This window comes from Streptomyces krungchingensis, from assembly GCF_054729265.1.
On the sequence record NZ_JBPUKY010000001.1, the window covers coordinates 8,564,768 to 8,584,546 of the forward strand.

Sequence of the window (19,779 nt, forward strand, 5' to 3'; positions counted from 1 at the left end):
AGTGCACGGGGGCGTCCGGATCCTCCGGTCCCAGGTGGGCGTCCAGTGCCGCGCGCAGCAGGGGTGTGAAGTCGTCCGAACCGGTGGTGAGTTGGAGGCTGCCCCAGCCCCACAGCTGGGCGATGCCGTGCAGGTTCGCCCACAGCGCGCCCGCGACGACGGGGGCGTCGGCTCCCGGGCGAGCCCGCGCGACCAGGTCCACCAGCGTGGCGAACATCGGCAGGCTCGTCTCCCTGAGCCCCAGTCGATTGCTCTCCAGCAGGTCGTGACGGAACATCAGCTCGTACATCCCGCGCCGGGTCAGTGCGAAGTCGAGGTAGACCCCGGCGAGCGTGGCCAGCAGGGCCCGGGGGTGCGCGCCGGCGCCGACCGCCGTCTCCGGCGAACCCACGGCCGCCGTCGCGCGGGCCTGCAGATCGGCGAAGCCCCGGTGGGCGATGGCGGACAGCAGCTCCAGATGGGTCGGGAAGTAGCGGCGGGGAGCGCCGTGCGAGACGCCCGCCCGCCGGGCGATCTCGCGCAGGGACAGTGCCTGCGCCCCCTCCTCGGCGACGAGGTCGACGCCGGCCTCGATCAGCCGCTCGCGCAGTCCGGTGGTCTCTTGCTCGCTCATGGACACTGTCTACCACCGCAGCGTAGACAGTGTCTACGCGGTGGTGGGGCCGGAAGGAGTGCCGAGTGCCGAGTGCCGGGCGCCCGGGTGCGCCGAGTGGCCGTCGCCCGGGTGCACGACGGACACGGGCGGCCCCGGCACGGAATGCCGGGCGCGGACGGGGCGTTGATCAGTGCATGACTCAGGAAGCGCCTCAGGACGCGACACAGGACGCACTGCTCAAGCTGCTCTCCGAGTACAAGGGCGGGGTGCTCGTCACCCTCAAGAAGGACGGACGGCCCCAGCTGTCGAACGTCAGCCACGCCTACTACCCCGACGAGGGGGTCATCCGGGTCTCCCTCACCGACGACCGCGCCAAGACCCGCAACCTGCGCCGGGATCCGCGCGCCTCGTACCACGTGACCAGCGACGACCGGTGGGCCTACACGGTCGCCGAGGGCACGGCGGACCTGACGCCCGTCGCGGCGGACCCGCACGACGAGACCGTCGACGAACTCGTCCGCGTCTACCGGGACGTCCTCGGCGAGCACCCCGACTGGGACGACTACCGGGCCGCGATGGTCCGCGACCGCCGGCTCGTGCTGCGGCTGCGGGTCGAGCGGGCGTACGGCATTCCCCGGGGACGCTGAGGCCCCGACAATTCCCGCCTGCCCGGCGGGCGGCGCCGGGAGCTGTCGGACAGGCCACGGGGCGGGTGGTCGGGCGGCGTCACGCGACGGGCGCTCCGCGCACACCGGCCGCCCCTGAACCCGGCCGGGGTGTGCTGAGCGGTTCCCTCGCGTGCGGGCGCGCCACCGGCGCGCCCGTGTCGCCTGCCCGCCCCCTTCGCCGCGCGGCGGTGCCACGCGGCCGTACTGTCACTTCGTGCTCGTTGCGGCCGATGTTCTTGCCGAAGACGTCACCTGTCAACAGTGCCCCTGCCGGGGCGGGCACGCACAAGTCCCCGAACCGCGGTGCGCGGACGGGGACTTGCGCCTGCCCGGGATCACGCCAGGCGGTGGCGCGGAAGGCCCGCGCCGGGGCCGCGGGTCAGACCGTCACGGTCTCGTGCCGCGCGGCTTCCCCCGTCGCGGACTCTCCCAGCCGGTCCGTCGGCACACGGTGCGTCTCGCGCGCGGAGAGCGCGGCGAGCACCGGCGGGACGCACAGTGCCGTGGTGAACAGGGCCACGGACGACCAGTCCGCACCGTCCGGCCCGGCGATCTGCGCGGCGAACGTGACGGCGAACCCGGCGACGGCGAAGCCGATCTGGGTGCCGATCGCCACACCGGACAGCCGCACGCGCGTCGAGAACATCTCGCCGTAGAAGGCCGGCCAGACACCGTTCGCGGCGCTGTAGACGACACCGAAGGCGAGGACGCCGAAGAGCAGGACCAAGGGGTACGAGCCCGTCGAGATGGCCCACAGGTAGGCGAACATCAGGACGGCGCTGCCCGCCGCGCCGATCAGATAGACCGGGCGCCGGCCGATGCGGTCGGAGAGCGTGGCCCAGGCGGGGATGGCGCCGAGGGCGACGATGTTGGCGAGCGCGCCCACCCACAGCATCTGCGTACGGGACAGGCCGACCGTGTCGCTGGTGCCGTAGGCCAGGGCCCACACCGTGAAGATCGTGCTCACCGAGGCGATCAGGGCGCCCGCCACCACGCGCAGGACGTCCGCCCAGTGGTCGCGGCACAGTACGGCGAGGGGCAGCTTGACCACGCCCTCGGTCGCGGCCTGACGGGTGAAGGCCGGGGTCTCCTCGAGGGTGCGCCGGATGACGTAGCCGACGACGGCGACCGCGACGCTCAGCCAGAACGGGAGGCGCCAGCCCCAGGAGAGCAACTGGTCCTCGGGCAGCGCGGCGACGGGAAGGAAGACGAGCGTCGCGAGGAGCTGGCCGCCCTGGGTGCCGCTGAGGGTGAAGCTGGTGAAGAAGCCGCGCCGGTCCTGCGGCGCGTGCTCCAGCGTCATCGAGTTGGCGCTCGCCTGCTCACCGGCCGCCGAGATGCCCTGGAGGACCCGGCAGAGCACCAGCAGCACCGGGGCGAGGCCTCCGACCTGGGCGCGGGTGGGCAGACAGCCGATGAGGAACGTGGACAGTCCCATCAGGATCAGCGTGAAGACCATGATCTTCTTCCGGCCGAGCCGGTCGCCGAAGTGGCCGAGGAACAGGGCGCCGACGGGGCGGGCGGCGTACGCGACACCGAACGTGGCCAGCGAGAGCAGGGTCGCGGTCGCCGGGTCCGACTCGTCGAAGAAGACCTTCGGGAAGATCAGGGCGGCGGCACTGCCGTAGATGAAGAAGTCGTAGTACTCCAGGGCGCTGCCGATCCAGGCGGCCATGGCCGCCTTCCGGGGCTGGCCGGGAGGCGCGTCGAGCGGGGCGGCGGGGTCGGACACGGCGTGCTCCTTCGAGGGAACTCCGGGGACGGGAGTGCGGGCGGGGGAGAGGTGCCGGGGCCCTGGGGGTGTACGGGTCGGCGGTGCCGAGTGGGTGCTCTCCGATGATGACGCACCCCGGCTAATTAACCCACTGGATAGTTAGTAGCGGATGGCTAGGGATGGTGCGCCCGCGTTTCCCGGGTGTCAAGAGGGTGTGCGCGAGGAGTCCGCGGTCCGCGGGCCCCGGAGGATGCCTTCCGCGGGGTGTCAGTCCGCCGCGCGGTCGGCGGTGAGATAGGCGATGACCATGTCGCCGAGCATGGTGCGGTAGTGCTCGCGCTGGTCCGGGGCGACCAGGTCCCGGCCGAACAGCGCCCCGAACGTGTGCCGGTTGGCGACCCGGAAGAAGCAGAACGAGCTGATCATCGCGTGCAGGTCGACCGCGTCGACATCGGCCGTGAACAGGCCCGACCTGCGGCCCGTCTCCAGGATGCGGCCGATCACGTCCAGCGCGGGCGAACCGATCCTGCCCAGCTCCTCGGAGGCGGTGATGTGCTCCGCCTCATGGATGTTCTCGATGCTCACCAGGCGGATGAAGTCGGGGTGCGCCTCGTGGTGGTCGAAGGTGAGCTCGGCGAGCCGGCGGATGGCCGCGACCGGGTCCAGGTGCTCGACGTCCAGCTCCTGCTCGGCCTCCCGGATCAACGAGTACGCGCGTTCCAGGACCGCGGTGAAGAGCTGCTCCTTGCCGCCGAAGTAGTAGTAGATCATCCGCTTCGTGGTGCGGGTGCGGGCCGCGATCTCGTCGACCCGGGCGCCGGTGTAGCCGGCGCGCGCGAACTCCTTGGTCGCCACGTCGAGGATCTCGGCCTTGGTGCGGGCGGCGTCGCGGATCCGCCCGTTGGGTCGTGCCGGTTCTTCGACGCTGGTCATCGGGTTCCTTCGGGCGAGAGGCAGGTGCCCGCGATTGTAGAAGCAGGGACCGCCGGCCCGCCGTCCCGGTCGCGGGCGCCGCCGGCGGGCCCCTTCCCATCGGGCGTGAGGCTTGATATGACTAACGAACCAGTTCGTACATTAGCCAGCATTGCCGTCGCCCGGCCGGTCGTCCGCCGACACCGTCCACCGACCGGTCACCGTCCTCGCCCCTGGAGGCTCCGCCGTGTCCCAGACCTCGTATCTCGTCGGCCTCGTCGGAGCCGGCATCGGCCCCTCGCTCAGCCCGGCACTGCACGAACGGGAGGGCGACCGGCAGGGACTGCGCTGTCTGTACCGGCTGATCGACATCGACGAGCTCGGCGTCGGCCCCGAGGCGGTGGGCGAACTCGTCCGCGCCGCCCGCGACGTCGGCTTCGACGGCCTGAACATCACGCATCCCTGCAAGCAGCTGGTCATCGACCACCTCGACGAACTCGCCCCGCAGGCGCGAGCGCTCGGCGCGGTCAACACCGTCGTCTTCGAGGACGGCCGGGCGATCGGGCACAACACCGACGTCACGGGGTTCGCCGCCTCCTTCGCCCGCGGTCTGCCCGACGTCTCCCTGGAGCGGGTCGTGCAACTGGGCGCGGGCGGCGCCGGCGCGGCCGTCGCGCACGCGGTGCTCACCCTGGGCGCGGGGCAGGTCACCGTCGTCGACGCGGTGCCGGACCGTGCCGCCGTCCTCGCCGCCGCCCTCGAAGCCCACTTCGGCGCGGGCCGGGCCGCCGCCGCGTCGCCGGACGCGCTCGCGGGTCTCCTTCCCGACGCCGACGGCATCGTGCACGCCACCCCCACCGGGATGGCGGCCCACCCCGGACTTCCGCTCCCGGCCGCGCTGCTGCACCCCCGGCTCTGGGTCGCCGAGGTCGTCTACCGGCCCCTGGAGACCGAGCTGCTGCGCACCGCCCGCGCGCTCGGCTGCGCGACCCTCGACGGCGGGGGCATGGCCGCCTTCCAGGCGGCCGACGCGTTCCGGCTCTTCACCGGGCGGGAACCCGACAGCGCCCGGATGCTCGCGGACATCACCGAACTCGCGGGCGCGGAGCCCGCCCGGCACTGACACCGGCCGACCCCGTCCGGCCGCATCGCGTCCGCCCCGTCCGGGCGAGGTCCCGGCCGAGGTCCGTCACCCCGGCGGGGTCGCGGGGCCGGCGCACCGCCGTGGCCCCCGGGCCGCCCACCGTCCCGAAGCAGCGTCGAAGGAGCACCCCGTGCGCACGTCCATCGCCACCGTCTCGCTCAGCGGACCCCTGACGGAGAAACTCACGGCCGCGGCCCGGGCGGGCTTCGACGGTGTGGAGATCTTCGAGAACGACCTGCTCGCGAGCCCTCTCGCACCCGAGGAGATCCGGGCCCGCACCGCCGACCTCGGGCTCTCCATCGACCTGTACCAGCCGATGCGTGACATCGAGGCCGTGCCCTCGGAGGAATTCGCCCGCAATCTGCGCCGGGCGCGGCACAAGTTCGAGCTCATGCGCCGCCTCGGCGCCGACACGGTCCTGGTGTGCTCCAGCGTCTCCCCGCTCGCCGTGGACGACGACGCCCTCGCCGCCGAGCAGCTCCGTGAACTCGCCGATCTGGCCCAGGACTTCGGCATCCGCGTCGCGTACGAGGCACTGGCCTGGGGACGCCATGTGAACACGTACGACCACGCCTGGAGCATCGTGCAGGCGGCGGACCATCCGGCGCTCGGCACCTGCCTGGACAGCTTCCACATCCTCGCCCGCGGCGGCGACCCCAAGGGCATCGCCGACATCCCCGGCGAGAAGATCTTCTTCCTGCAGCTGGCCGACGCCCCGCTGATGGCCATGGACGTCCTCCAGTGGAGCCGCCACTACCGGTGCTTCCCCGGCCAGGGCGGCTTCGACCTCGCCGGTCTCCTGCGGCACGTGATCGCCACGGGATACCGGGGGCCGCTCTCCCTCGAAGTCTTCAACGACGTGTTCCGTCAGGCCGAAGCGGGGGAGACCGCCGTGGACGCCCGGCGCTCCCTGCTCGTCCTCCAGGAGGCGACCGGGCTCGCCGGGCCGCCGGCCCCCGTGGTGCCCACCGGGGTGGCCTTCGCCGAACTGGTCACCCCCGACGCCGCGCCCGTCACGGGGATCCTCGGCGCCCTCGGCTTCACCCGCACGGCCCGGCACCGCAGCAAGCCGGTGGATCTCTGGCAGCAGGGCGAGGCCCGTGTCCTCGTCAACACGGGCCCCGCGGCCAGGCGCGACGGCACGGTGCTCGCCGCCGTCGGCCTGGAGTCGCCGGATCCGGCGGGCGCGGCCCGCCGCGCCGAGTCGCTGCTCGCCCCCGTCCTGCCGCGGCGCCGCGCGCTCGAGGACGCGCCGCTCGACGCGGTCGCCGCACCGGACGGCACCGAACTCTTCTTCTGCGGCCCTTCAGGGTCGCCCGCGCCTCCGGACGAGGGAGACGCTCGCGAACCGCTCGGCTGGACCGGCGACTTCGAACCCGTCGGGGACATGCCGGGCGGCGGCGGAGTGACCCGGATCGACCATCTCGCCCTCACCCAGCCCTGGCACCAGTTCGACGAGGCCGCCCTCTTCCACCGCAGCGTGCTCGGGCTGAGCGCTCAGGAGAGCGTCGACGTCGCCGACCCCTACGGCCTGCACCGCAGCCGGGCCGTCACCAGCGCCGACGGCAGCGTCCGCATCGCGCTCGGTGTCGGTCCAGCCCCCTCCGGTGACGCGGCCCGCACCCAGCACATCGCCCTCGCCACGGACGACGTGGTCGGTGCCGCCCGCCGCTTCCGGGCGTCCGGCGGCCGGCTGCTGCCGATCCCCGCGAACTACTACGACGACCTGGCCGCACGTTTCGAGTTCCGCGACGGCGAGCTGGACACCTACCGCGAACTCGGCATTCTGTACGACCGTGACGAGGCCGGGGAGTTCCGCCACTGCTACACCGGGACCGTCGGCCGCGTCTTCTTCGAACTCGTCCAGCGCGACGGCGGATACCGGGGGTACGGAGCGCAGAACGCCCCGGTGCGCCTCGCCGCGCAGCACGCGGTGCGCCCGGGACGCTGAGCCCGCGGGTCGCGCACGCGCCGTACGCGTGCGCGACCCGCGTCACGTCACCGCACGAGCCGCAGCGAGAACGCGCGGTCCAGCGGCCGGTCCGGGGTGACGACCGTCGTCACCCCGGAGCCCGTGTCGTACGACCAGGCGTCACGCGCGAGCGGCCGTCCGTCGAGGAGGACCTGCCGCGGCGCCGACTCGCCGTGCACGGTGAAGCGGTACGCGCGCGCGGACGGCTTGCCCGCGTAACTCCCCTTGCCCGCACCGACGCCGACCTCCGTGGTGCGAGCGGTGGCGTGCACGGTGACGCGCTGGGTCGCCGAAGCGCCGTCGGCGAAACGCCGCGTCACCCCGTCGTCCTCGTACAGCGTGTAGCTGCTGTCGCCCTTCGGGTAGAGGTCCCAGTCCAGCTCGTGCCGGTCACGGGTCTGCCAACTCGTCGTGCCCTTGGGCCACATGGGGACGACGGCGCCGCCGCGCACGAAGAGCGGGAGGGTGTCGAGCAGGGCGTGGTAACCGTCGATCGTCGTCGGCCCCTGATAGGTGCGGCCGGTCCAGTAGTCGGTCCAGGTGCCCTCGGGCAGATGGATGCCGTCACGGGTCTCGGAGTCCTCGTAGACCGGTGCGACCAGGAAGTCACGGCCGACGAGAAACTCGTACTTGGCGTCGGGGCCCAGGGCCGCGGGGTCGTCCGGGTACTCCAGCCACACCGGGCGCACCGCTCCGACGCCCGTCTTCGTGGCCTCGGCGGACAGCGTGTACATGTAGGGAAGCAGACGCTCCTTCAGCTGGAGGTACTTGCGGTTGATGGAGGTGTACGGCTCGCCGTCCAGCCAGGGCTGCTGGTCGGCGGGCTTGCCGGTGGTGATGTCGGAGGCCCAGCCGTCCATCGTCATGACGGCCGGCAGGAACGCCTTCCACTGGAGGTCGCGGGTGTACATCTTGGCGTCGTGGCGGTAGATGGAGCCCACGTCACCTGTGTTGTACGCGATGCCGGACATGGTGGCCCCGGCGTACGTCGGGATCTGCCAGCGGATGTAGTCCCAGGACAGCTTCTGGTCGCCGCTCCACAGGACGCCGCAACGCTGGGCACCGGCCCAGGACACCGGCAGCCACACGAAGCCGCGCGCGTCGCTGTTCTCCTCGATCCCGGCCTTGGCCCGGTCGCAGGCGTCGAGCGCGAAGCCGTAGCCGTTGCCGACCCAGGCCACGTCCAGTTTGGCGACACGCTGGCCGGCCTTCACCTGGTCGGCGAGCTTGTCGATGCCGTCCTGGGTCCACAGCCCGAGCTGGGCGTGGTGGTCCTGGAGGCCCGCGGCCGTCTCCGCGAGGTTCTCGTAGCCGCAGCCGTAGCCGTCGTTGACGAGCATCCAGCCGAGCGGCATGTCGTGGGAGGTGTAGCCGTCGGCGATCTTGAGGGCGTCGAGGGTGTGGCGCTCGCCGCGGTTGGCGTTGTGGAGGTAGCAGTCGGAGTCGCCCGGTTCCAGTCCGTACACCGGCGGCATGAACGGCTTGCCCACCAGTGCCGTGTACTTGCCGATCACCTGCTTCGCGTCACCGATGAAGTAGTAGGCGTCCAGGCGGCGTTCCTGCTGTCCGGTCCGCACCGGTGAGCCGAAGTCGTAGACGCCCGGTGCGAAGGTGTTGCGGAAGACGCCGTAGCCGGCGCTGGAGAGGTAGAAGGGCTGGGAGTTGTTGTAACCGCCCTCGTTCCAGTCGAAGCTGTTCGCCACGTGCATCGTGCGGTCGCGGTGCGAGAAGCTGCCGTTCTGCTCACCGCCGCCGAAGAACTGCTCGTCGGCGCCGCGTGTCAGGCTCTGCCGCATGCCCGAGGTGGACCAGCGCAGGGGACGGTCCTCCTGCCACAACGGGGTGCGGTTGTCGGCCTTGTAGAGGCCGAAGCGCAGCGGCTTCTTGTAGACGCGCAGCACCGCGTCGGGGGAGCGGATGCCGTAGTACGAGCCCGCGTCGAAGGACGTGGTGTGCCGCTGCGCGGCGGGCGGGGTGCGGACGATGGCGGTGCCCACCGGGTCGGTGAGGGTGCCGGACGGGTCGGCCTGCAGGCGCAGCCGGCCCCCGGACAGGAAGTCGGCGCGTGCCGTCAGCTGCCCGGCTTCGACGGTGTAGCTTCCGTCGCCGCCGCTGAAGGACGTGAGGTCCCCGGCGTCCGTCGTCCTCGGCAGGTAGGCCTTCCCCGTGTACGCGTTGTCGTGCACGTCGTACGGCACGACGAGTACGTGGTAGGTGCCCGACGCGTCGGGGATCACGGTGGCCTCGGGGTCGGCGGTGCCGGCGCTGCTGGCGACCTGCTTGCCCGCGTCGTCGTAGATGTACAGGTCGAAGTCGTCGGTGGGGTGCTGCCATTCGATCGAGACCGGCACGCCGCCCTCGGGGTTGTCGGCCCAGTACCCGTCGGGCACCGAGACCGACAGGTCGAACCGGTCGCACACCTTGCCGTCCGGGTCGTCGGCGGCGGACGGACAGCTCTCGGTGCCGCCCGAGGTGCCCTTGGCGTAGACGGGGCTCTGCCAGTCGACGCTCTGGTGGGTGTCGTCGAGGACGGCGCCGGCCGGGGTCGCCGCGAGCGCGGGCGTCGAGGGGGAGCCCAGGAGGGTGACGGTCAGGGCGGTGGCGAGCCCCGCCATGGCCCAGAAACGGTGTCGGAGTCTTCGCACGGTACGCATCTCCACTCAAAACCAACGGCGTTGTGTTCGCAGGTGTTTGAAACAGCGTCGGATCGTGCATGTTCAAGCATGAAGGGTGCACGTCCAGTCAGGTTCATGTCAATGAATCGGGAGGGAAGTCCCGGCGAGGGGCTCCGTGCGGGGAGGTGGGCCCCCGGGCGCCCCCGGGTGCCGTGCGGGATCGCGTTGTGGCCCGAGAGGCGGATCCGAAAGTGGGCGCGCCGGACACCGGGGAGCCGAAGGGCCCGGGCGGCGCGAGGTCAGGGCGCCGACGGCCTTAAATTACCGGCCAGTTGACCTGGAAAGCGGAACGACCACCGCTATCATCACACCACCCGCGGAGCGACCCTCTGCCCGATGACGGCGGTTGTACGGCATCGACCTTCACACCCCCCACTTCTCACACGGCGTTGTCGGGCGTGCCTGCGCGCCGTGCAGGACGGAAAGCAGCGCGAGCATGAGCAACAACAGGGGCAGAGGGCTCCAGGCCAACGCCCTCGGCACGTTCGACACGGTCGTCATGGCGGTGGCGGGCAGCGCCCCCGCGTACTCCCTGGCCGCCACCACGGCCGTCCTCGTCGGGGCGGTCGGCCTGGCCAGCCCCGCGGCGCTGCTGTACTGCGCGATACCCATGCTGGGCATCGCGCTCGCCTTCAGCTATCTCGGCCGGATCGACGTCAACGCGGGCGCCAGCTACTCCTGGGTCGGCCGCACGCTGCACCCCTTCCTCGGCTTCATCAGCGGCTGGGCCCTGGTGATCTCGGCGACCATCTTCATGGTCGCGGGCTCGCTGCCCGCGGGCGCGATGACCCTGTCCCTGTTCGACGAGGGGCTCGCCGACAACACGGCACTCGCCACCGCCGTCGGCGCGGGCTGGTTCCTGATCATGCTGGTCGTCGTGCTCGGCGGCGCCCGCCTGACCGTCCGCGCCCAGCTGATCATGTCCGGCGTGGAGCTCGCGATCCTGGCCGTCTTCGCCGTCGGCGCGGTGCTGCACGGCGGCACCGCCCGCTCCTTCGAGTGGTCCTGGCTGGGCTTCAGCCACTTCGACGGGCTGGGAGGCTTCGCGTCCGGCGCGCTCATCGCCGCCTTCTACTACTGGGGCTGGGACGTCACCAGCAACCTCAGCGAGGAGACCAGGGACAGCCGCCGCACGACGGGCCTCGCCGGCCTCATCGGCGTCGGCATCGTCTTCCTGCTCTTCGAGGTGTTCACCATCGCGGTGAACGTCATCCTCACCGACCGGCAGATCCAGGAGAACGACGCCAACGTACTGGGTGTCCTCGGCGAGGAGATCTGGCCCGGCTGGGGCGGGAAACTCCTCATCGTCGCCGTCATGCTGTCCACCATCGCCACCCTGGAGACCACGCTCATCCAGGTCACCCGCTCGCTGTTCGCCATGGGCCGCGACCGCACCATGCCGACCGCGCTGGGCCGCGTGCACCGCACGTGGAACACCCCGTGGGTCGCGATCGTCGTGGTCGGCGCGGTCGCCCTGCTGATGTTCGTGACCTCCAACGCCCTCGGCTCGGTCGGCGACATCCTCGCGGACGCGATCGCCGCCATCGGCCTCCAGATCGCCGTCTACTACGGACTCGCCGGCATCGCGGTCGTCGTCGCCTACCGCAAGATGCTGCTGAAGTCCCCGGCCAACTTCCTCTTCGGCGGACTGTGGCCGTTCCTCGGCGCCCTGTTCATGTTCTGGATCTTCGTCGAGTCGCTCGGCGAGCTGAGCGGCGCGTCCGTCACGATCGGCATCGGCGGCATCGCCGTCGGACTCGTCCCCATGCTCTGGTACTGGAAGCAGGGCAGCGACTACTACCGGCCCGCCAGGCTGGACGCCACCCAGGTCGTCGAGACCGAGTACGTCCCCGACGGCTACGCCACCGCGGCGGCCGAACGCTCCCCCGCCCACGAGGGTCTCCCCACCGACTTCTGAGAGGGACCCGATGGCGGGAGACCGCTTCACCCCGGACTTCGACCCCGATTTCGGGGACGCCCCGCTCACCTCCGCCCGCCAGGACATCGTGATCGGCCGGTGGCAGGGACTGCGGGAACTCCTGCGGGCCACCGGCCCCGACTGGGCCGTGCGCGGCCACCGTGTCCGGCTGCTCGCACCGGCCTGCGCGGGCAACTCGACGGCCGAGTCGTGGCTGGCCGCGGAACCGCGCAGCGCCGACGCGCTGGTGCTGCGGGCCGCGACCGACGTGGCCAGGGCCTTCAACGTGGCCATCGCGGCGGGCCGCGGCGTGCCCATCGACCAGCAGCGCATCGACCGGGCCGTGCTCGCCTGCCTCCAGGCCGCCGAGGCGTACCCGGACGACCCCACGCCCTGGATCTCGCTCATCTCGGTCGCCCGCCTCTACCCGACCGGTGTGCGCCGCCGTGAACTGGGCCGCTGGTGGGACGAGTTGCACAGCCGCGACCCGTACAGCATGGAGGGCCATCTGCAGATCCTCCACTACTACTCCTCGCGCTGGCACGGCACCCACGGCCTGATGTACGACTTCGCGCGGGACGCGGCCGGTGTGGCTCCGGCCGGCTGCGCCCTGCCCGTCCTGGTGCAGTTCGCCCGCGTCGAGGAGTACCGCTACGTCCTCGACGGCGCGAAGGGACAGCGCGACGCCGTCGTGGGGCTCGGCCAGCACTGGAACCACGACGCCGCCGTGAACGACGTACGGCGCACCTGGGAGCGCTGGATCACGGCACGCCCGGACGGACCGGTCGCCCCGGAGGAGGTCCGTGACCTCAACCATCTGACGCACGCCGCCTGTTACGCCGGTACGCCGGACATCGCCGAGGCGCTGTTCGGGATGATCGGGCGCCGCGCCAGCCGTACGCCGTGGTCCTGCACCGGCGACCCGGAGAGGGAGTTCGTGCGGTGGCGCGAGCGGCCGTCGCGCGGGGCGTGACCGGCCCGGGACCGCGGGACGGACCGCGTACGCGAACGGGGGCCGGCCCGCCCTGATGGGCGAGTCGGCCCCCGTCGGTGCCGCGGTGGTCCGGGACCAAGGGGGTTTCGTTCGGTTCAGCCCAGGTCCGCGACGCCCGGCACGGCACCTCGCCGCGTTGTCGGACCACCCGAGTACCCGGTACGCGGGTGATCCTCAGCCGTGCGATGCACCGCACCGGACGCCGCGGCCCGATCCGACCTGACCCGAACGAAACCCCCTAGTGCGCCGCGGGCGAGACCCCCGGCTGGTTCCAGGTGGCGATCACCGGGGCGCCGTGCTCCGTGGAGAGCCGGCTCACCGTCGCGGTCGCGAGCTGGAAGAGCCGCCCGGACTCCGCGGGCAGGCCCAGCCGACGGGCCGTCAGCACCCGCAGGAAGTGGGCGTGCGCCACCAGCACCACGTCACCCGGACCCTCGGCGAGCGCCGCGTCCACCCGGGTGAGCACACGGTCGGCGCGCTCTCCGATCTCCCGCGGCGACTCGCCTCGATGCCCGTCCGGCCCCGGCGGCACCCCGTCGGTCCACAGCACCCAGTCCGGCCGGGTCCCGTGGATCGCACGGGTGGTGACGCCCTCGTAGCCGCCGTAGTCCCACTCGTGCAGGTCCGGGTCGGTCACCGCCCCGGTCAGGCCCGCGAGTTCGGCCGTGCGCACGGCACGGCCGAGGGGGCTGGTCAGCACACGGGCGAAGGACTGCCCGGCGAAGAACGGGGCCAGGGACTTGGCCTGCTCCTCGCCGTGCGGGGTGAGCGGAAGATCGGTCCAGCTGGTGTGCCGGCCCGACAGGCTCCACTCGGTCTCCCCGTGGCGGACCAGAATGAGGTCGCCCATGGCGGTCCTACTTCGCCGACTCGACGGCGTGGCCGCCGAACTGGTTGCGCAGTGCGGCGATCATCTTCATCTGCGGCGAGTCGTCCTGCCGCGACGCGAAGCGCGCGAACAGCGACGCGGTGATCGCCGGCAGCGGCACCGCGTTGTCGATGGCCGCCTCGACCGTCCAGCGGCCCTCGCCGGAGTCCTCCGCGTAGCCGCGCAGCTTGTCCAGGTGCTCGTCGTCGTCCAGGGCGTTGACCGCGAGGTCGAGCAGCCAGGAGCGGATGACGGTGCCCTCCTGCCAGGAGCGGAAGACCTCGCGCACGTCCGTGACGGAGTCGACCTTCTCCAGCAGCTCCCAGCCCTCGGCGTAGGCCTGCATCATGGCGTACTCGATGCCGTTGTGGACCATCTTCGAGAAGTGGCCCGCACCGACCTTGCCGGCGTGCACGAAGCCGAAGTCGCCCTCGGGCTTGAGCGCGTCGAAGATCGGCTGGACCTTCGCGATGTGCTCGGCGTCGCCGCCCACCATCAGCGCGTAGCCGTTCTGCAGGCCCCACACACCGCCGGAGACACCCGCGTCGACGAAGCCGATGCCCTTGGCGGCCAGCTGCTCGGCGTGCTTCTCGTCGTCCGTCCAGCGGGAGTTGCCGCCGTCGACGACGGTGTCGCCGGGCTCCAGGAGATCACCGAGTTCGTCGACGACGGACTGGGTGGGTGCACCCGCGGGCACCATCACCCAGACCACGCGCGGGCCTTCGAGCTTGCCGACGAGTTCCGCGAGGCTGCTCACGTCGGCCAGGTCGGGGTTGCGGTCGTAGCCGACGACCGTGTGGCCCGCGCGGCGTATCCGCTCGCGCATGTTGCCGCCCATCTTGCCGAGGCCGATGAGTCCGAGCTGCATGTCAGTTCACTTCTTCCGGAGAGTGCGGTACGCGGCCACGAGGGCGGCGGTGGAGGGGTCGAGACCGGGGACGTCGGTGCCTTCGGTCAGGGCGGGTTCGATCTTCTTGGCGAGGACCTTGCCGAGTTCGACGCCCCATTGGTCGAAGGAGTCGATGTTCCAGACGGCGCCCTGGACGAACACCTTGTGTTCGTAGAGGGCGATCAGCTGGCCCAGCACGGAGGGGGTGAGTTCGCGCGCCAGGATGGTGGTGGTGGGGTGGTTGCCGCGGAACGTCTTGTGCGGCACCAACTCCTCGGGCACGCCCTCCGCGCGGACCTCGTCGGGGGTCTTGCCGAAGGCGAGCGCCTGGGTCTGCGCGAAGAAGTTCGCCATCAACAGGTCGTGCTGGGCGGCGAGTTCGTCGTTCAGCTCATCGACCGGGTTGACGAAGCCGATGAAGTCGGCGGGGACGATCTTGGTGCCCTGGTGGATCAACTGGTAGTAGGCGTGCTGGCCGTTGGTGCCGGGGGTGCCCCAGACCACCGGGCCGGTCTGCCACTGCACGGGGTTGCCGTCGCGGTCCACGGACTTGCCGTTGGACTCCATGTCCAGCTGCTGCAGATACGCGGTGAACTTGGACAGGTAGTGCGAGTACGGCAGCACGGCGTGCGACTGGGCGTCGTGGAAGTTGCCGTACCAGATGCCCAGCAGGCCCAGCAGCAGCGGCGCGTTGGCCTCGGCGGGCGCGGTACGGAAGTGCTCGTCGACCAGGTGGAAACCGTCGAGCATCTCGCGGAACCGGTCCGGACCGATCGCGATCATCAGGGACAGGCCGATCGCGGAGTCGTAGGAGTACCGCCCGCCGACCCAGTCCCAGAACTCGAACATGTTGGCGGTGTCGATGCCGAACTCCGACACCTTCCCCGCGTTCGTCGACAACGCCACGAAGTGCTTCGCGACGGCCTTCTCGTCGTCGCCGAGTGCGTCGAGCAGCCACGAGCGCGCCGAGGTGGCGTTGGTGATGGTCTCGATGGTGGTGAAGGTCTTGGAGGCGATGATGAACAGAGTCTCGGCCGGGTCGAGGTCATGGGTGGCCTCGTGCAGGTCGGCGCCGTCGACGTTGGACACGAAACGGACCGTGAGGTCGCGGTCGGTGAACGAGCGCAGCGCCTCGTAGGCCATCGCGGGGCCCAGGTCCGAGCCGCCGATGCCGATGTTCACCACGTTCTTGATGCGCTTGCCGGTGTGACCGGTCCATTCACCCGAGCGGACCCGGTCGGCGAAGCCGGCCATCTTGTCCAGGACCGCGTGCACGGCCGGCACCACGTTCTCACCGTCGACCTCGACGACCGCGTCCCGCGGAGCACGCAGCGCGGTGTGCAGCACCGCCCGCCCCTCCGTGACGTTGATCTTCTCGCCCCGGAACATGGCGTCCCGCAGCCCGAACACGTCCGTCGCGGTGGCGAGTTCCTGGAGGAGGGCCAGGGTCTCGTCCGTGACGAGGTGCTTGGAGTAGTCGATGCGCAGATCGCCGACCCGCACGACGTACCGTTCCGCGCGACCGGGGTCGGCGGCGAACAGCTCACGCAGCCGCGGGTGCAGCAGAGCGCCCGCGCGATGGTCCTCCAGGGCAACCCACTCGGGGCGCCGGGTGAGCTTGGGGTGGTCAGACATGACGGGAGGTCTCCTTGGTGCCCTCGCCCCGCAGGGCGACGGCGTACATCTCGTCCGCGTCGAGGCGGCGCAGCTCCTCCGCGATCAGCTGGGCGGTGGTGCGCACCTTCAGCGCGAGGGTGCGCGAAGGCTGTCCCGGCAGGGTGAGCGTGGCCAGCGGGCCCTCGGGGCGGTCGATGACGATCTCGCCGTTCTCGGTGCCCAGCCGTACGGCGGTGACCACGGGCCCCGCGGTGACGACGCGTTCGACGGTGACGCCGAGGCGCGCCTCCAGCCAGCGGGCCAGCAGTTCGGCGCTCGGGTTCTCCGCCTCGCTCTCGACGGCCGCCGAGATCACCTTGGTACGGGCCTGGTCGAGCGCGGCGGCCAGCATGGACCGCCACGGCGTCAGCCGGGTCCAGGCGAGGTCGGTGTCACCGGGCGCGTACGAGGCGGCGCGGGCCTCCAGGGCCTGGAGCGGGGCCTCGACGGCGTACATGTCGGTGATCCGGCGCTGGGCGAGCGCGCCCAGCGGGTCCTTGGCGGGGACTTCGGGCGCGTCCACCGGCCACCACACGACGACCGGTGCGTCCGGCAGCAGCAGCGGCAGGACCACGGAGTCGGCGTGGTCGGACACCTCGCCGTACGTCCGCAGGACGACCGTCTCCCCGGTGCCCGCGTCCGAGCCGACGCGGACCTCGGCGTCCAGCCGGGAGTTGGTCCGGTCGCGCGGCGTGCGCGCGACGCGCTTGATGACGACCAGGGTGCGCGAGGGGTGCTCGCGCGAGGCCTCCTCGGCCGCCTTGATCGAGTCGTAGGCGTTCTCCTCGTCGGTGACGATGACCATCGTCAGGACCATGCCCACGGCGGGGGTGCCGATGGCCCGGCGCCCCTGCACGAGCGCCTTGTTGATCTTGCTTGCCGTGGTGTCGGTCAGATCGATCTTCATGGCCTGCGCCAGCTCCGTCCGTCTCGTGCGAGCATCTCGTCGGCTTCCTCGGGTCCCCAGCTTCCCGAGGGGTACTGCGCGGGCTTGCCGTGCTCGTCCCAGTACCCCTCGATCGGGTCGAGGATCTTCCAGGACTCTTCCACCTCCTGGTGACGGGGGAAGAGATTGGCGTCGCCGAGCAGGACATCCAGGATCAGCCGTTCGTACGCCTCCGGGCTGGACTCGGTGAACGACTCGCCGTACGCGAAGTCCATGGTGACGTCCCGGATCTCCATCGACGTACCCGGCACCTTGGAACCGAAGCGCACGGTCATGCCCTCGTCGGGCTGGACCCGGATGACGATCGCGTTCGCGCCGAGTTCCTCGGTGGCGGTGGAGTCGAAGGGGGAGTGCGGGGCGCGCTGGAAGACGACCGCGATCTCGGTGACCCGGCGGCCCAGACGCTTGCCGGTGCGCAGGTAGAAGGGGACGCCCGCCCAACGGCGGTTGTCGACCTCCAGCTTGACGGCCGCGTAGGTGTCGGTCGTCGACGCGGAGTCGATGCCGTCCTCCTGGAGGTAGCCGCGTACCTGCTCGCCGCCCTGCCAGCTCGCCGCGTACTGGCCGCGCACGGTGTGCTCGCCCAGGTTCTCCGGCAGCTTCACGGCCTTGAGGACCTTGAGCTTCTCGGTGAGCAGCGACTCGGCGTCGAAGGCGGCGGGCTCCTCCATGGCGGTCAGCGCCATCAGCTGGAGCAGATGGTTCTGGATGACGTCACGGGCGGAGCCGATGCCGTCGTAGTAGCCCGCACGGCCGCCGATGCCGATGTCCTCGGCCATCGTGATCTGGACGTGGTCGACGTACGACCGGTTCCAGATCGGCTCGTACATCTGGTTCGCGAAGCGGAGCGCCAGGATGTTCTGGACGGTCTCCTTGCCGAGGTAGTGGTCGATGCGGAACACCTGGTCCGGGTCGAACACCTCGTGCACGATCTTGTTCAGCTCGCGCGCGCTCGCGAGGTCGTGACCGAAGGGCTTCTCGATGACCGCGCGCCGCCAGGAACCCTCCGGCGCGTCCGCGAGCCCGTGCTTCTTGAGCTGCTGGACGACCTTCGGGAAGAACTTCGGCGGCACGGACAGGTAGAAGGCGTAGTTGCCGCTGGTGCCCCGCGAGGCGTCCAACTCGTCGACGGCGGAGCGCAGTTGCTTGAACGCCGTGTCGTCGTCGAAGTCGCCCGGGATGAACCGCATGCCCTCGGCGAGCTGCTGCCAGACCTCCTCGCGGAACTCGGTGCGCGCGTGTTCGCGCACCGAGTCGTGGACGACCTGGGCGAAGTCCTGGTCGGCCCACTCGCGGCGGGCGAATCCGACGAGCGAGAAGCCCGGCGGCAGCAGCCCGCGGTTGGCGAGGTCGTAGACGGCCGGCATCAGCTTCTTGCGGGACAGGTCGCCGGTGACGCCGAAGATGACCAGGCCGGACGGTCCCGCGATGCGCGGGAGGCGGCGGTCGCGCGGGTCGCGCAGCGGGTTGTCCCAGTCGGCGCCCGCGAGGCCGAGCGCCTCGGCGACGTCCTGGTGCGTCGCGTCGCCCGTGCCCGTGCCCGGCTCCGCGGCCGGGGCTCCCTGTGCCGTCGTCACGTCACCCGGTTCCACGGCCTGGTCACCGGATCCCTCCGGCGCGGCGGCCGCATCCGCCGTCGTACCCTCGGCACGCTGTCGACTCCTGGTCATTCCCCCTCAACTCCCTTGCCGCGCAGCGACTCCGTCACCGCTTCGAGCAGGTCCTCCCAGGCCGCCTCGAACTTCGAGACGCCCTCGTCCTCCAGCTGCCCCACGACCTCGTCGTACGAGATCCCGAGCCGCTCGACGGCCGCGAGGTCGGCCCGGGCCTGGGCGTAGCCGCCGGTCACCGTGTCGCCGCGGACGTCGCCGCGGGCGGCGGTGGCGTCCAGCGTCGCCTCCGGCATGGTGTTGACGGTGCCCGGCGCGACCAGCTCGTCGACGTACAGCGTGTCCTTGTACGAGGGGTCCTTGACGCCCGTCGAGGCCCACAGGGGGCGCTGCTTGTGGGCGCCGGACGGGGCGAGCGCGGTCCAGCGGGCACCGCCGAAGACCTCCTCGTACGCCTCGTAGGCGAGCCGCGCGTTGGCGAGCGCCGCCCTGCCCTTGAGCGCGAGCGCCTCGTCCGTGCCGACCTTCGCCAGCCGCTTGTCGATCTCGCTGTCGACGCGGGAGACGAAGAAGGACGCCACGGAGTGGATCTCCGACAGGTCCAGACCCCGCTCGCGGGCCTTCTCCAGGCCGGCGATGTAGGCGTCCATCACCTCGCGGTAGCGCTCCAGCGAGAAGATCAGCGTGACGTTGACGCTGATGCCGAGGCCGATGACCTCGGTGATGGCAGGGAGGCCCGCCTTCGTCGCCGGGATCTTGATCATCACGTTCGGGCGGTCGACCAGCCAGGCGAGCTGCTTGGCCTCGGCGATCGTCGCGGCGGTGCGGTGGGCCAGCCGGGGGTCGACCTCGATCGAGACCCGGCCGTCCCGGCCGCCGGTCGCGTCGTACACCGGGCGCAGGATGTCGGCCGCGGCGCGCACGTCGGCGGTCGTCATCATGCGGACGGCCTCGTCGACCGTCACGCCGCGCTCGGCGAGGTCGGCCAGCTGCTCCTCGTATCCCTCTCCGGAGCCGATGGCGGCCTGGAAGATGGACGGGTTGGTCGTCACGCCCACCACGTGCCTGGACGCGATGAGTTCGGCGAGGTTGCCGGACGCGATGCGCTTGCGCGAGAGGTCGTCCAGCCAGATGGAGACGCCTTCGCCGGAGAGGCGCTTGAGGGGTACCGCGGTCGCGGTCGCTTCGGTCACAGTGATCATCTTCCTTCGTGCGAAC

At 71.3% G+C, this 19,779-nt stretch carries 14 protein-coding genes and 1 pseudogene; 5 read left to right on the forward strand and 10 right to left on the reverse strand.

Features of this window, described 5'->3' with window-relative positions:
• Positions 1–22 precede the first annotated feature (22 nt).
• Positions 23–613, reverse strand: a pseudogene (locus ACSYGO_RS37170) (TetR/AcrR family transcriptional regulator); the annotation flags it as partial.
• 176 nt (positions 614–789) lie between these two features.
• Between ACSYGO_RS37170 and ACSYGO_RS37175 the strand changes: the two are divergent.
• Complete coding sequence (locus ACSYGO_RS37175; protein WP_426681576.1) at positions 790–1,242, forward strand: PPOX class F420-dependent oxidoreductase; 453 nt, start codon at positions 790–792, stop codon at positions 1,240–1,242.
• 400 nt (positions 1,243–1,642) lie between these two features.
• Here ACSYGO_RS37175 and ACSYGO_RS37180 read toward each other — a convergent pair whose 3' ends face one another.
• Together ACSYGO_RS37180 and ACSYGO_RS37185 are read right to left on the reverse strand one after the other, a co-directional pair.
• On the reverse strand, positions 1,643–2,938 hold the full coding sequence (locus ACSYGO_RS37180) for an MFS transporter (RefSeq protein ID WP_432174145.1): 1,296 nt from the start codon (positions 2,936–2,938) through the stop codon (positions 1,643–1,645).
• Between the two features lie 306 nt (positions 2,939–3,244).
• Positions 3,245–3,910 (reverse strand): TetR/AcrR family transcriptional regulator, encoded by a 666-nt coding sequence (locus tag ACSYGO_RS37185; protein WP_460389295.1) that lies wholly within the window; start codon positions 3,908–3,910, stop codon positions 3,245–3,247.
• A 226-nt stretch (positions 3,911–4,136) separates the two neighbouring features.
• Here ACSYGO_RS37185 and ACSYGO_RS37190 point away from each other — a divergent pair, with 226 nt between their 5' ends.
• Positions 4,137–5,012: a shikimate dehydrogenase gene (locus ACSYGO_RS37190; RefSeq protein ID WP_460389297.1), complete on the forward strand. Its 876-nt coding sequence runs from the start codon at positions 4,137–4,139 to the stop codon at positions 5,010–5,012.
• Positions 5,013–5,163: 151 nt separating this feature from the next.
• A complete protein-coding gene (locus tag ACSYGO_RS37195) occupies positions 5,164–6,984 on the forward strand; it encodes a bifunctional sugar phosphate isomerase/epimerase/4-hydroxyphenylpyruvate dioxygenase family protein (protein WP_460389299.1) in 1,821 nt (606 codons plus the stop codon).
• Positions 6,985–7,031: 47 nt separating this feature from the next.
• Here ACSYGO_RS37195 and ACSYGO_RS37200 read toward each other — a convergent pair whose 3' ends face one another.
• The gene (locus ACSYGO_RS37200) at positions 7,032–9,650 is read right to left on the reverse strand and encodes a glycoside hydrolase family 31 protein (protein ID WP_460389301.1); all 2,619 of its coding nucleotides are present in this window, start codon (positions 9,648–9,650) and stop codon (positions 7,032–7,034) included.
• 466 nt (positions 9,651–10,116) lie between these two features.
• Here ACSYGO_RS37200 and ACSYGO_RS37205 point away from each other — a divergent pair, with 466 nt between their 5' ends.
• Together ACSYGO_RS37205 and ACSYGO_RS37210 are read left to right on the forward strand one after the other, a co-directional pair.
• Positions 10,117–11,598, forward strand: a complete 1,482-nt coding sequence (locus ACSYGO_RS37205) for an APC family permease (RefSeq protein WP_426681572.1) — start codon at positions 10,117–10,119, stop codon at positions 11,596–11,598.
• A 10-nt stretch (positions 11,599–11,608) separates the two neighbouring features.
• Positions 11,609–12,571, forward strand: coding sequence for a hypothetical protein (locus ACSYGO_RS37210; RefSeq protein ID WP_432174057.1), 963 nt, complete (start codon positions 11,609–11,611; stop codon positions 12,569–12,571).
• A 259-nt stretch (positions 12,572–12,830) separates the two neighbouring features.
• On the opposite strand, the gene ACSYGO_RS37215 is transcribed toward ACSYGO_RS37210, so the two are convergent.
• From ACSYGO_RS37215 to tal, 6 genes are read right to left on the reverse strand one after another with little or no spacing between them, the layout of a single operon-like run.
• Positions 12,831–13,442, reverse strand: a complete 612-nt coding sequence (locus ACSYGO_RS37215) for a histidine phosphatase family protein (protein ID WP_432174056.1) — start codon at positions 13,440–13,442, stop codon at positions 12,831–12,833.
• Positions 13,443–13,449: 7 nt separating this feature from the next.
• Complete coding sequence (gene gnd, locus ACSYGO_RS37220; RefSeq protein ID WP_432174055.1) at positions 13,450–14,328, reverse strand: phosphogluconate dehydrogenase (NAD(+)-dependent, decarboxylating); 879 nt, start codon at positions 14,326–14,328, stop codon at positions 13,450–13,452.
• Between the two features lie 6 nt (positions 14,329–14,334).
• Entirely contained in the window at positions 14,335–15,984 is a 1,650-nt protein-coding gene (gene pgi / locus ACSYGO_RS37225; protein WP_460389304.1) for a glucose-6-phosphate isomerase, read from the reverse strand.
• Positions 15,977–16,912, reverse strand: coding sequence for a glucose-6-phosphate dehydrogenase assembly protein OpcA (opcA, locus tag ACSYGO_RS37230; protein WP_426682763.1), 936 nt, complete (start codon positions 16,910–16,912; stop codon positions 15,977–15,979). The genes pgi and opcA overlap by 8 nt, the downstream gene beginning before the upstream one ends.
• The gene (zwf, locus tag ACSYGO_RS37235; RefSeq protein ID WP_460389306.1) at positions 16,909–18,621 is read right to left on the reverse strand and encodes a glucose-6-phosphate dehydrogenase; all 1,713 of its coding nucleotides are present in this window, start codon (positions 18,619–18,621) and stop codon (positions 16,909–16,911) included. Before zwf ends, opcA begins: the two co-directional genes overlap by 4 nt.
• Positions 18,618–19,763, reverse strand: a complete 1,146-nt coding sequence (gene tal / locus ACSYGO_RS37240) for a transaldolase (protein WP_460389308.1) — start codon at positions 19,761–19,763, stop codon at positions 18,618–18,620. Before tal ends, zwf begins: the two co-directional genes overlap by 4 nt.
• Positions 19,764–19,779: the final 16 nt, after the last annotated feature.